Source organism: Streptomyces sp. NPDC055955, assembly GCF_042270245.1.
GTDB lineage: Bacteria > Actinomycetota > Actinomycetes > Streptomycetales > Streptomycetaceae > Streptomyces.
Genome location: NZ_JBHJYS010000018.1, coordinates 153,595 through 165,965, shown reverse-complemented (window position 1 = coordinate 165,965; position 12,371 = coordinate 153,595). Strand labels below are relative to the sequence as shown.

General features: G+C 73.0%; 9 protein-coding genes. 5 read left to right on the top strand and 4 right to left on the bottom strand.

All coding sequences use genetic code 11. The features are described 5' to 3' along the window. Positions 1-5 precede the first annotated feature (5 nt). Positions 6-671 (bottom strand): response regulator transcription factor, encoded by a 666-nt coding sequence (locus tag ACFC96_RS31330; protein WP_376258236.1) that lies wholly within the window; start codon positions 669-671, stop codon positions 6-8. A 139-nt stretch (positions 672-810) separates the two neighbouring features. Here ACFC96_RS31330 and ACFC96_RS31325 point away from each other — a divergent pair, with 139 nt between their 5' ends. Beyond that, entirely contained in the window at positions 811-1,602 is a 792-nt protein-coding gene (locus tag ACFC96_RS31325; protein WP_376615261.1) for a PepSY domain-containing protein, read from the top strand. A 37-nt stretch (positions 1,603-1,639) separates the two neighbouring features. Here the strand turns inward: ACFC96_RS31325 and ACFC96_RS31320 are convergent, their stop codons facing one another. The 3 genes from ACFC96_RS31320 to ACFC96_RS31310 all read right to left on the bottom strand — a co-directional run bounded on the left by ACFC96_RS31320 (position 1,640) and on the right by ACFC96_RS31310 (position 5,305). Then, positions 1,640-2,890, bottom strand: coding sequence for an MFS transporter (locus tag ACFC96_RS31320; RefSeq protein ID WP_376615259.1), 1,251 nt, complete (start codon positions 2,888-2,890; stop codon positions 1,640-1,642). Positions 2,891-3,072: 182 nt separating this feature from the next. Continuing rightward, positions 3,073-4,029: a methylmalonyl Co-A mutase-associated GTPase MeaB gene (gene meaB, locus ACFC96_RS31315; protein WP_376258231.1), complete on the bottom strand. Its 957-nt coding sequence runs from the start codon at positions 4,027-4,029 to the stop codon at positions 3,073-3,075. A 73-nt stretch (positions 4,030-4,102) separates the two neighbouring features. Further along, positions 4,103-5,305 carry an acetyl-CoA C-acetyltransferase gene (locus ACFC96_RS31310; RefSeq protein ID WP_376258229.1) on the bottom strand — a complete coding sequence of 401 codons (1,203 nt, stop codon included), beginning with the start codon at positions 5,303-5,305 and terminating at the stop codon, positions 4,103-4,105. Positions 5,306-5,442: 137 nt separating this feature from the next. Here ACFC96_RS31310 and mce point away from each other — a divergent pair, with 137 nt between their 5' ends. The 4 genes from mce (at position 5,443) to ACFC96_RS31290 (ending at position 12,369) form a co-directional block, all read left to right on the top strand. Next, a complete protein-coding gene (gene mce / locus ACFC96_RS31305; protein WP_100595983.1) occupies positions 5,443-5,883 on the top strand; it encodes a methylmalonyl-CoA epimerase in 441 nt (146 codons plus the stop codon). A 208-nt stretch (positions 5,884-6,091) separates the two neighbouring features. Then, positions 6,092-10,180 carry a polarized growth protein Scy gene (gene scy / locus ACFC96_RS31300; protein WP_376615257.1) on the top strand — a complete coding sequence of 1,363 codons (4,089 nt, stop codon included), beginning with the start codon at positions 6,092-6,094 and terminating at the stop codon, positions 10,178-10,180. 183 nt (positions 10,181-10,363) lie between these two features. Further along, entirely contained in the window at positions 10,364-11,299 is a 936-nt protein-coding gene (locus tag ACFC96_RS31295) for a cellulose-binding protein (RefSeq protein WP_376258225.1), read from the top strand. A 74-nt stretch (positions 11,300-11,373) separates the two neighbouring features. Further along, positions 11,374-12,369 (top strand): ABC transporter ATP-binding protein, encoded by a 996-nt coding sequence (locus ACFC96_RS31290; protein ID WP_376258223.1) that lies wholly within the window; start codon positions 11,374-11,376, stop codon positions 12,367-12,369. Positions 12,370-12,371: the final 2 nt, after the last annotated feature.

Here is a 12,371-nt window from a genome sequence, read left to right as displayed (position 1 = left end):
CCGCCTCATCGCGGAGCCTCCAGGCGGTAGCCCGCGCCGCGCACGGTCCTGATCAGCTCCGCGCCCAGCTTCTTGCGCAGGGTGCTGACGTACACCTCGACGATGTTCGGGTCGCCCTCGTACGCGAAGTCCCAGACGTGCTCCAGGATCTCCGCCTTCGAGACGACCTCGCCGGCCCGCACCACCAGTTGCTCGAGGACCGCGAACTCCTTCGCGGTGAGCGGCACTTCGCTCCCGTCGTGCAGGACGCGGCGCGCGCCGGTGTCGACCCGCAGCGGCCCGAGCGTGCGGACGGCCGAGCCACCGCCGGTGCCGCGCCGCCGCAGGAGCGCCTTCACCCGCGCGACGAGGACGACGTACGAGAACGGCTTGGTGAGGTAGTCGTCGGCGCCCGTGTCGAGCCCCTCCGCCTCGTCGTACTCACCGTCCTTGGCGGTGAGCATGAGGATCGGCACGTCGTGGCCGGCGGCGCGCAGGGCGGCGCAGACGCGGTAGCCGTTCATGCCCGGCAGCATGATGTCGAGGACGACCAGGTCGTACGCGCCCTCGCCCGCCCGGTGGAGCCCTTCGAGGCCGTCGTGGACGACGTCGACGGCGAACCCCTCCGCTGTCAGGCCCCGGGCGAGGGACAGGGCGAGGCGCTTTTCGTCTTCCACGATGAGCAGGCGCATGGGGGCCAGGGTCGCAAACGGAACCTGAAGAAGTCTTCAGGGTCCTTCAGCGGGGCTTCAGCATCGGTCGGCCACTGTGGTCCTCGTCGAAGCGCACCGGATGTCCGGTGGGCCGGGAACCGTCTCGGGGAGGACCCTCATGAAGCGCAACATCGTGATCGCCACCATCGCCGCCGTGGCCCTGATCGGCGGCGGCACCGCGACCGCCCTCGCGGTCTCGGGCGACGACGGCACCACGTCGGCGGGCACGTCGACCGCGTCGCGCGGCACGGGGCACGACGACGACCGCGCGGAGCACGTCACCGAGCTGAAGACCGCGAAGGTGACGGCCTCGGACGCCATCGCCGCCGCCCTCAAGTCGGTGCCCGGCACGGCGGTCTCCGCCGAGCTCGACGACGAGAACGACCATGTGGTCTGGGAGGTCGAGGTCCTGAACGGCACGACGTGGCACGACGTCCTCGTCGACCCCGCCACGGGCAAGGTCACCGGCTCGCACACCTCGCGCCACGACGACACGGCCCGCGTCACCGCCGCTCTGAAGGGCGCGCGGACGACGGCGCAGGACGCGGCCCGGGCCGCCGCCGCGAAGGGGACGGTCACCGAGATCGACCTCGACGACGACGGCACGGCCCACGCCTGGGAGGCCGAGACCACGGCGGCCAACGGCACCGACGCCGACTGGCGCGTCGACCTCCGGACCGGCGCGGTGACCCCGGACCGCTCGTCCCACGACGACAGCCGCGACGACGACGCCACACGCGCCACGCACGACGCGGGCGACGACCACGGCCGTGACGACACCGCCACCCACGACGCGGGCGACGACCACGGCCGCGACGACACCGCCACCCACGACACCGGTGACGACCACGGCCGCGGTCACGACGACGGCGGCGACGACGACCACGGCCACCACAGCGACGACGACTGACATCGGCGCCGACGAGCCCGGCTCGGCGCCGATCGGCTCATCGCGCCGTCGCGCCCCGCTCCTGAGCCGCGTCCGGGACACCGTCCCCGGGCGCGGCTTTCGCTGTCGTACGGGCGCCGCGCACACCCCGTACCGCCCAGACCGCCGCCACGACCGGCGCCGTCGCGGCGACGGCGAAGCAGGCCGCGAGCGGGAGGCGGGCCACCAGGAGGCCCGCTCCCGCCGTGCCGGCCGAGATCCCGGCGTTCACCGCCGTGTTGACCCAGGCCCCGGCCTGGGTGCGGAACGCCGGCCCGGCCGTCTCGTCCGCCACGAGATACGCGGTCGTCAGGGCGGGCGCGACGAAGAGGCCCGCCACCACGGCCGCCGCGCCGAGCGTCACCAGGCCCGGCGCGAGCGCGGCCGCTCCCAGCGCGGCGGCGAGCCCCGCGGCGAGGAAGGGCAGCCGGACCCGGGCGGGGGCGGACCAGGTGACGGCGCCGTGGACGAGGCCGCCGACCGCGCTGCCCGCCGAGAGCGCGGCCATCACCCAGGCCACGGCGTCGGCGTGCTGACGGGCGTCGGCGAAGGCGAGGACGAGCAGGTCGAGGGCGCCGAGCGCGAGGCCGACCCCCACGGCGACGACCACCGGCTGCGCGAGCCCGCGCGCCGGCGACGTCCCGCCGGAGGGCCCGCGCCGCCCCACGTCCCGGCCCGTGAGGCCCCCTACGGCCGGGGACGCCACGAACGCGGCGGTTCCCACGGCCACCAGGGCCGCGCTGACGGCGACACCGAACGCCGCGGGGGCGACCTGCACGACCACGCCCACGATGAGCGGGCCGGACACGAACAGCAGCTCCTCGGCCACCCCGTCCAGGCTGTACGCGCGCTGGAGCAACCCCTCGCGCCGGCCGACGAGTTCGCTCCATACGGTCCGCATGGTCGGGCCGAGGGGCGGCGTGCACGCGCCGGCGGCGAGGGCGGCGGCACCGAGCAGGAGCCCGGAGGCCCCCGGCCGCCAGGTGAGCGCGGCGAGCACGCCGAGCAGGACGGCGTAGGCCCCCGCCATCGGCGAGAGCGCGCGGCGCGGCCCGTACCGGTCGACGAGGAGCGCTCTCAGCGGGGAGAGGAAGACGCTCGCGGCGCCGAAGAGCGCCATGGCCGTGCCCGCGACGGCGTACGAGCCGGTGGCGGACTTCACCGCGAGCATCAGGGACAGGGACACGGTCCCGTAGGAGAGCCGCCCGAGCAGGGCGGCGCCGAAGGTCCTGCGGGCATGGGGAACGCGCAGAAGCGCTGCGTACGACATGGGTGGGAGTTCCTCAGAACGAAGGGCACACGGACGCCGGAGACCGCGACGTCACCGTTCGACGGTGGTCGCGGCCGGGTCGTGCCCTACGCACAGAGGAGGAACATCTGCCCAACGTACCAGCGGGGGGCGGGAGTCGGCAGTGGGCGAAACCGCGGCGCGGTCCCGCCACCGCCGTCCGCTCAGGCCTCCGTCAGGCCCTCCACCAGGGAGTCCGCCGCCCGGTACGGGTCGAGCTCGCCCGCCACGATGCGCTCGGCCAGCGAGCTGAGGCGGCGGTCGCCGTGGAGGTCCGCGATGCGCTCGCGCAGGGCCGTGACGGCGATCGTCTCGACCTCGCGCGACGCGCGGGCGAGGCGGCGCTCCTGGAGGGCGCCGTGCTCCTCCATCCACGCCCGGTGCTTCTCCAGCGCCTCGACGACCTCGTCGATGCCCTCCCCGCGGGCGGCGACGGTCTTGACGATGGGCGGGCGCCAGTCACCGGCGCCCCGGGACTCACCGAGGCCCAGCATGTGGTTGAGCTCGCGGGCGGTCGCGTCCGCGCCGTCGCGGTCGGCCTTGTTGACGACGTAGACGTCGCCGATCTCCAGGATTCCGGCCTTGGCCGCCTGGATCCCGTCGCCCATGCCGGGGGCGAGCAGCACGACCGACGTGTCGGCCTGCGAGGCGATCTCGACCTCGGACTGGCCGACGCCGACCGTCTCCACGAGGACGACGTCGCAGCCGGCCGCGTCGAGCACGCGGATCGCCTGCGGCGCGGCCCACGCGAGCCCGCCCAGGTGCCCGCGCGTGGCCATGGAGCGGATGTACACGCCCGGGTCGGACGCGTGCTCCGACATGCGGACACGGTCACCGAGCAGGGCTCCACCGCTGAACGGCGACGACGGGTCGACGGCGAGCACACCGACCCGCTTCCCGGCCCGCCGGTAGGCGCTGACCAGGGCGGACGTGGACGTGGACTTGCCCACACCCGGCGACCCGGTCAGCCCGACGACATACGCGTGCCCCGCCAGCGGGGCCAGCGTCGCCATCACCTCGCGCAGCTGCGGGGACGCCCCCTCCACCAGGGAGATCAGCCGGGCCACGGCCCTGGGCCGGCCTTCCCTGGCCTGGGCCACCAGGGTGGAGACGTCCTGCATCACAGCTCCGTTCACTCGGTTCGGTCCGACATCCGTAGCGACATCCGTACCGGCATGCGTGCCGGCGAAAGGCTTACGCCTTGGGTACCCGCACGATCAGCGCGTCACCCTGGCCACCGCCGCCGCACAGCGCGGCCGCGCCGACGCCGCCGCCGCGCCGCTTCAGCTCGAGCGCGAGGTGCAGGACGACACGGGCGCCGGACATCCCGATCGGGTGACCGAGGGCGATCGCGCCGCCGTTGACGTTCACCTTTTCCGAGGACACACCGAGGTCCTTCATTGACTGCACGGCGACGGCCGCGAAGGCCTCGTTGATCTCGACGAGGTCGAGGTCCTCGACGCCCAGGCCCTCCTTCTCGAGGGCGTGCCGGATGGCGTTCGAGGGCTGCGACTGGAGCGAGTTGTCGGGGCCCGCCACGTTCCCGTGGGCGCCGATCTCGGCGATCCACTCCAGGCCGAGCTCCTGCGCCTTCGCCTTGCTCATGACGACGACCGCGGCGGCGCCGTCGGAGATCTGCGAGGAGGTGCCGGCCGTGATCGTGCCGTCCTTGGTGAACGCGGGCCGCAGCTTGCCGAGCGACTCGGCGGTCGTCTCGGCGCGGATGCCCTCGTCCTTGCTGAACAGGACCGGCTCGCCCTTGCGCTGCGGGATCTCGACGGGGGTGATCTCCGCCTCGAAGAGGCCGTTCTTCTGGGCGGCCGCGGCGCGCTGGTGCGACTGGGCGGCGATCTCGTCCTGCTCGGGGCGCTTGATGCCGAGGCGGGTGTTGTGCTTCTCCGTCGACTCACCCATCGGGATGTTCTCGAAGGAGTCGGTCAGGCCGTCGTACGCCATCGCGTCGAGCATCTCGACGGCGCCGTACTTGTAGCCCTCACGGGACTTGGGAAGCAGGTGGGGCGCGTTCGTCATGGACTCCTGGCCGCCCGCGACGACGACGTCGAACTCGCCGGCGCGGATCAGCTGGTCGGCGAGCGCGATGGCGTCGAGGCCCGAGAGACACACCTTGTTGATGGTCAGCGCCGGGACGTTCATGGGGATGCCGGCCTTGACGGCCGCCTGGCGCGCGGGGATCTGCCCTGCCCCCGCCTGGAGCACCTGGCCCATGATCACGTACTGCACCTGATCTCCGCCGATCCCGGCCCGGTCGAGCGCCGCCTTGATGGCGACCCCTCCGAGGTCGGCTCCGGAGAAGGACTTCAGCGAGCCGAGCAGCCGGCCCATGGGCGTACGGGCGCCCGCGACGATCACTGAGGTGGTACCGGTCGTTCCAGACATGAGGCACGGCCCCTTGGAGATGAGGAGTGAACGAGGGTTTACTCGAATGTACTGAGCAGTACCCCCCACGTCACCGGCCGAACGGTGTGATCGCGCGCACGTTGCGTAACCACCTCCGACCGCGCTGCACTTACAGCATGCTGACGCGAATCGACCACATCGGAATCGCCTGTTTCGACCTCGACAAGACCGTCGAGTTCTACCGTGCCACCTACGGCTTCGAAGTGTTCCACTCCGAGGTGAACGAGGAGCAGGGCGTGCGCGAGGCCATGCTCAAGATCAATGAGACGAGTGACGGCGGGGCCTCCTACCTCCAGCTCCTGGAGCCCACCCGGGAGGACTCCGCGGTCGGGAAATGGCTGGCCAAGAACGGCGAGGGCGTCCACCACATCGCCTTCGGCACGGCGGACGTCGACGCCGACTCCGCGGACATCAGGGGCAAGGGCGTACGCGTCCTGTACGACGAGCCGCGCATCGGTTCGATGGGGTCGCGCATCACCTTCCTGCACCCCAAGGACTGCCACGGCGTACTGACCGAACTCGTCACTTCCGCACCGGTTGAGTCACCTGAGCACTGACCTCCGTATATCTGGGCCGGTAGGGTTGGGGGCGGCCGTCCGTCACACGGACGGCCGCGGGCCGGGGTCCGGGTTTCGGGGGGCGAGCGACGGGGCAGCAGCCCATGCTCCGCCGTTGATCTGACACCATTCCCCGGGGGCCCCGTTCGGCGGATGGACGGTGCTCGTTTGGAGAGACTTGCGACCAGGGGACGGATGGGACCGCGCAGTGCGGGGCTACGAGAGCCAGGACAGCCGGCGGCCGGCTGAGACCGACCATCTCTCGCGGTTCGAGGCCGAGATGGACCGGCTGAAGACCGAGCGGGAGAAGGCGGTCCAGCACGCCGAGGACCTGGGCTACCAGGTCGAGGTGTTGCGCGCCAAGCTGCACGAGGCGCGCCGCAACCTCGCGTCCCGTCCTGCCTACGACGGCGGGGACATCGGGTACCAGGCCGAGCAGTTGCTGCGTAACGCGCAGATCCAGGCCGACCAGCTGCGCGCCGACGCCGAGCGCGAGCTGCGCGACACCCGCGCCCAGACACAGCGCATCCTCCAGGAGCACGCCGAGCAGCAGTCCCGGCTCCAGTCCGAGCTGCATGCCGAGGCCGTCTCGCGCCGCCAGCAGCTCGACCAGGAGCTGGCCGAGCGCCGCCAGACCGTCGAGGCGCACGTCAACGAGAACGTGGCGTGGGCCGAGCAGCTGCGCTCCCGCAGCGAGCAGCAGGCCCGCCGGCTCGTCGACGAGTCCCGCGCCGAGGCCGACCAGGCGCTCGCCGCCGCCCGCGCCGAGGCCGAGCGGGTCGCCACCGAGGCCCGCCAGCGCCTGACGTCGGAGGCCGAGACCGCCCGCGCCGAGGCCGAGGCCCTGCTGCGCCGCGCCCGCGCCGACGCCGAGCGCCTCCTGAACGCCGCGTCGACGCAGGCGCAGGAAGCCACCGACCACGCCGAGCAGCTGCGCTCGTCCACGGCCACCGAGTCGGACACGGCCCGGCGCCAGTCCGCCGAGCTGAGCCGCGCCGCCGAGCAGCGCCTGTCCGAGGCCGACACGGCGCTGCGCGAGGCGCGGACGTCGGCGGAGAAGCTCCTCACCGAGGCGAAGGACACCGCGGCCAAGCAGCTCGCGAACGCCGAGTCGGCGAACGAGCAGCGCACGCGCACCGCCAAGGAGCAGGTCGCCCGGCTCGTCTCGGAGGCCACCAAGGAGGCCGAGTCGACCAAGGCGGAGGCCGAGCAGGTCGTCACCGACGCCAAGGAGCAGGCGGAGAAGATCCTCGCCGAGGCGGGCGAGAAGGCACGCAACGTCACGGCCGAGGAGACCGCCTCCCAGCTCGCCAAGGCCGCCCGTACGGCCGAAGAGGTGCTCAACAAGGCGTCCGAGGACGCCAAGGCCACCACGAAGGCCGCCTCCGAGGAGGCCGAGCGGCTGCGCAGCGAGGCCGAGGCCGCGGCGGACCGCCTGCGTGGCGAGGCGCACGACATCGCCGAGCAGCTCAAGGGCGCGGCGAAGGACGACACCAAGGAGTACCGCGCCAAGACCGTCGAGCTCCAGGAGGAGGCCCGCCGGCTGCGCGGCGAGGCCGAGCAGCTGCGGGCCGAGGCGGTCGACGAGGGCGAGCGGATCCGCAGCGAGGCGCGCCGCGAGGCCGTCCAGCAGATCGAGGAGGCGGCCAGGACCGCCGAGGAGCTGCTCGCCAAGGCGAAGGCGGACGCGGACGAGCTGCGGGCCGGCGCGCAGACGGAGAGCGAGCGGGTCCGCACCGAGGCCATCGAGCGCGCCACGAACCTGCGCAAGCAGGCCGAGGAGACCCTGGAGCGCACCCGCGCCGAGGCCGAGCAGCACCGCGAGGAGGCCGGCGAGCAGGCCGAGGCCACCAAGGCGGAGGCCGAGCGGGCGGCGCAGGAGCTGCGCGAGGAGACCGAGCGCGCGATCGCGGCCCGCCGGGCGGAGGCCGCCGACGAGCTGACCCGGCTGCACACCGAGGCCGAGCAGCGCCTGACGGCGTCCGAGACCGCGCTCACCGACGCGCGGGCCGCGTCGGAGCGCATCCGCCGCGAGACCGCGGACGAGACGGAGCGGCTGCGCGCCGAGGCCGCCGAGCGGATCCGTACGCTCCAGGCGCAGGCCGAGACGGAGGCCGACCGGCTGCGCACCGAGGCCGCGTCGGACGCGTCCGGGACCCGCGCCGAGGCGGAGAACGTCGCCGTACGGCTGCGGTCCGAGGCCGCGACCGAGGCCGAGCGGCTCAAGTCGGAGGCGCAGGAGAGCGCAGACCGGGTGCGCGCGGAGGCCGCGGCCGCGGCCGAGCGGGTCGCCACGGAGGCCGCGGAGGCGCTGTCCGCCGCCCAGGAGGAGGCCGCCAGGCGACGCCGCGAGGCCGAGGAGACCCTCGGTTCCGCGCGCCAGGAGGCCGACCAGGAGCGCGAGCGGGCCCGCGAGCAGAGCGAGGAACTCCTCGCGGTCGCCCGCGCCCGTGTCGAGGAGGCGCAGGCAGAGGCCGTACGTCTCGTGGAGGAGGCCGACCGGCGCTCCACCGAGATGGTCGGCGCCGCCGAGCAGACCGCACAGCAGGTGCGCGACTCCGTGTCCGGGCTCCAGGAGCAGGCGCAGGAGGAGATCGCGGGCCTGCGCAGCGCCGCGGAACACGCGGCCGAGCGCACCAAGCACGAGGCGCAGGAGGAGGCCGACCGGGTCCGCGCCGACGCGTACGCGGAGCGCGAGCGCGCCACCGACGACGCCAACCGCGTGCGCGGCGAGGCGGCCGCCGAGTCGGAGGCCGCCAAGTCCCTTGCGGAGCGCACGGTTTCGGAGGCGATCGCCGAGTCGGAGCGGATGCGGTCCGAGGCGTCGGAGCACGCCCAGCGGGTCCGTACGGAGGTCTCCGAGCGGCTCGCGTCGGCCGAGCAGGACGCGTCCCGCGCCCGGGCCGACGCCCGCGAGGACGCCAACCGGATCCGTTCGGACGCCGCCACGCAGGCGGATGCCCTCATCACGGAGGCCACGAGCGAGGCCGAGCGCCTCACGAACGAGACGAACACCGAGGCGGAGCGCGTCCGCGCCGAGTCGACGGCCGCCGCCGAGAAGCGCGTCGCTGACGCCACGGAGGCCGCCGAGCGCCTCACGAACGAGACCAACGCCGAGGCGGAGCGCGTCCGTTCGGAGTCCGTCGCCCGCGCCGAGCAGCTCGTCGGCGACGCCACGGCCGAGGCCGCCAGGCTGCACGCGGAGTCCACCGCCGCCGCCGACCAGCTCACGAACGAGACGCTCACCGAGGCCGAGCGGGTGCGCGCCGAATCGGTCGCGCGGGCCGAGCAGCTCATCGCGGACGCGACCGGGGACGCCGAGCGGCTGCGCGCCGAGGCGGCCGAGACCGTCGGGTCCGCGCAGCAGCACGCCGAGCGGATCCGCAGCGAGTCGGAGCGCGTCAAGGCGGAGGCCGCGGAGGAGGCCGAGCGGCTCACGTCCTCGGCGCGCGCCGAGGCCGAGCGGACCCTCGACGAGACCCGCAAGGACGCCAACAAGCGCCGCTCGGAGGCCGCCGCACAGGTCGACAAGCTCATCACGGAGGCGAGCGCGGAGGCCGAGAAACTGACGTCCGAGGCGCAGCAGGCCGCGCTGAAGGCGACCGCGGACGCCGAGTCGCAGGCCGACATGATGGTCGGCGCGGCCCGCAAGGAGGCCGACCGGCTGGTCTCCGAGGCGACCGTCGAGGGCAACTCGCTGGTGGAGAAGTCCCGTACGGACGCGGACGAGTTGCTCGTCGGCGCGCGCCGCGACGCGACGGCGATCAGGGAGCGCGCCGAGGAGCTGCGCGAGCGCGTCACCGGCGAGATCGACGAACTGCACGAGCGGGCGCGGCGCGAGTCCGCCGAGGCCATGAAGACGGCCGGCGAGCGGTGCGACGCGCTGGTGAAGGCCGCCGAGGAGCAGCTCACCGAGGCGCAGGCGAAGGCCGAGGAGATGGTCTCGGAGGCGGGTTCGGAAGCGAGCAAGGTCCGGATCGCCGCCGTGAAGAAGGCCGAGGGCCTGCTCAAGGAGGCCGGGGCGAAGAAGACCGAGCTGACCCGCGAGGCCGAGCGCGTCCTGTCCGAGGCGCAGGCGGAGGCGGAGCGCACGGTCGACGAGGGCAAGCGCGAGCTGGAGGTCCTGGTCCGCCGCCGCGAGGACATCAACGCCGAGATCTCCCGCGTCCAGGACGTCCTGGAGGCGCTGGAGTCCTTCGAGGCCCCGTCCGCAGGCGGCGGGACCAAGGAGGGCGCCGTCAAGGCGGGAGCCGCGGCGGGAGCTACCCGATCGGGTGGCAAGGGGTCAGAAGGGTAGCCAGGACGGCAACGAGCGTGCTTGGTAATGACCTTCGGCGCTGCCGCTGGCAAGCCATCCTGAGGTTAGCCACTCAAAAGGGGTGTCATTCTCCAGATCAAACGGGCATCTGCTCGATGACACGCCGCTTTGACCCCTAGGATTCCCCCTATCACCTCACCGGTCTCATTCGACAGGAACCCCATGAGCGACACTTCCCCCTACGGCTTCGAGCTTGTGCGGCGTGGGTACGACCGCGCTCAGGTGGACGAACGCATTTCCAAGCTCGTCTCCGACCGTGACAGCGCTCTCGCTCGTATCACTGCTCTGGAAAAGCGCATCGAGGAGCTCCACCTCGAGACGCAGAACGCCCAGGCGCAGGTGAACGACGCCGAGCCGTCGTACGCCGGTCTCGGCGCGCGCGTCGAGAAGATCCTCCGCCTCGCCGAGGAGGAGGCGAAGGACCTGCGCGAAGAGGCCCGGCGCGCCGCCGAGCAGCACCGCGAGCTCGCCGAGTCGGCGGCCCAGCAGGTGCGCAACGACGCAGAATCGTTCGCTGCGGAGCGCAAGGCCAAGGCCGAGGACGAGGGCGTCCGGATCGTCGAGAAGGCCAAGAGCGAAGCGGGCACGCTGCGCGCCGAGGCCCAGAAGGACGCTCAGTCGAAGCGTGAGGAGGCGGACGCCCTCTTCGAGGAGACCCGCGCCAAGGCCGCCCAGGCCGCCGCGGACTTCGAGACGAACCTGGCGAAGCGCCGCGAGCAGTCCGAGCGTGACCTGGCCTCGCGTCAGGCGAAGGCCGAGAAGCGTCTCGCGGAGATCGAGCACCGCGCGGAGCAGCTCCGCCTGGAGGCCGAGAAGCTGCGGACCGACGCCGAGCGCCGCGCCCGCCAGACGGTGGAGACCGCGCAGCGTCAGGCCGAGGACATCGTCGCCGACGCGAACGCGAAGGCCGACCGGATCCGCTCGGAATCGGAGCGCGAGCTCGCCGCGCTGACGAACCGCCGCGACTCCATCAACGCGCAGCTCACCAACGTGCGCGAGATGCTGGCGACGCTCACCGGTGCGGCCGTCGCCGCCGCGGGCGCGCCCGCGGAGGACGAGCCGATCTCGCGTGGGGTTCCCGCCCAGCAGACCCGCTGAGCGACCGCAGTCGGAAGCCGAAGCCCCTTGCCGCTCCAGTGGCAGGGGGCTTTGTCCCGTTCTAGCGTTGCCGCATGATCGAGCTCGAGGGGCTGACCAAGCACTACGGCGAGAAGCTGGCCGTCGACCACCTCACCTTCACCGTCCGACCGGGCATCGTCACGGGGTTCCTCGGCCCCAACGGCGCCGGCAAGTCCACGACGATGCGGATGATGCTCGGGCTCGACAACCCGTCAGCCGGCGATGTGCGCATCGACGGGAAGCACTACGCGCAGCTGAGGGACCCGCTGCGCTACATCGGCGCGCTCCTCGACGCGAAGGCCATGCACGGCGGCCGCAGCGCGTACAACCACCTGCTGTGCCTGGCGCAGAGCAACGGCATCCCGCGCACCCGCGTCGCCGAGGTCCTCGACACGGTGGGTCTGACGCCCGTCGCCAGGAAGAAGGCGAAGGGGTTCTCCCTGGGCATGGGCCAGCGCCTCGGCATCGCGGGCGCGCTCCTCGGCGACCCGCGGATCCTGATGTTCGACGAGCCGGTCAACGGGCTCGACCCCGAGGGCATCCACTGGATCCGCAATCTGATGAAGTCCCTCGCGGGGCAGGGCCGTACCGTCTTCGTCTCCTCGCACCTGATGAGTGAGATGGCGCTGACCGCGGACCACCTCGTCGTCATCGGCCAGGGCCATCTCCTCGCCGACACCTCGATGTCCGACTTCATCCGGCAGAACTCCCGCTCGTACGTGCGGCTGCGCTCGCCGCAGCAGGAGCGGCTCCTCGATGTGCTGCACGAGGCCGGGATCACGGTCGTCGAGGCGGGCAACGGCACGCTCGAGGTGGACGGCCACAGCCCCGAGCAGCTCGGTGACCTCGCGGCCGCGCACCATCTCGCCCTGCACGAGCTGAGTCCTCAGCAGGCCTCGCTCGAGGAGGCGTTCATGCAGCTCACCGCGGAATCGGTGGAGTACCACGCGCACACCGACGAGCCCGGGGTGCCGCCGGTCCGGCTGCCTCCGCCCCAGCAGCAGGGCTGGGGCGAGAGCTGGGACCGTACGCGGAACAAGGGAGCCTGACC

Bases quoted from the DNA above. Each gene is read 5' to 3' on its own strand.
- ACFC96_RS31330 (WP_376258236.1), bottom strand. From the start codon at position 671: ATGCGCCTGCTCATCGTGGAAGACGAAAAGCGCCTCGCCCTGTCCCTC.
- ACFC96_RS31325 (WP_376615261.1), top strand. From the start codon at position 811: ATGAAGCGCAACATCGTGATCGCCACCATCGCCGCCGTGGCCCTGATC.
- ACFC96_RS31320 (WP_376615259.1), bottom strand. From the start codon at position 2,890: ATGTCGTACGCAGCGCTTCTGCGCGTTCCCCATGCCCGCAGGACCTTC.
- meaB (WP_376258231.1), bottom strand. From the start codon at position 4,029: ATGCAGGACGTCTCCACCCTGGTGGCCCAGGCCAGGGAAGGCCGGCCC.
- ACFC96_RS31310 (WP_376258229.1), bottom strand. From the start codon at position 5,305: ATGTCTGGAACGACCGGTACCACCTCAGTGATCGTCGCGGGCGCCCGT.
- mce (WP_100595983.1), top strand. From the start codon at position 5,443: ATGCTGACGCGAATCGACCACATCGGAATCGCCTGTTTCGACCTCGAC.
- ACFC96_RS31295 (WP_376258225.1), top strand. From the start codon at position 10,364: ATGAGCGACACTTCCCCCTACGGCTTCGAGCTTGTGCGGCGTGGGTAC.
- ACFC96_RS31290 (WP_376258223.1), top strand. From the start codon at position 11,374: ATGATCGAGCTCGAGGGGCTGACCAAGCACTACGGCGAGAAGCTGGCC.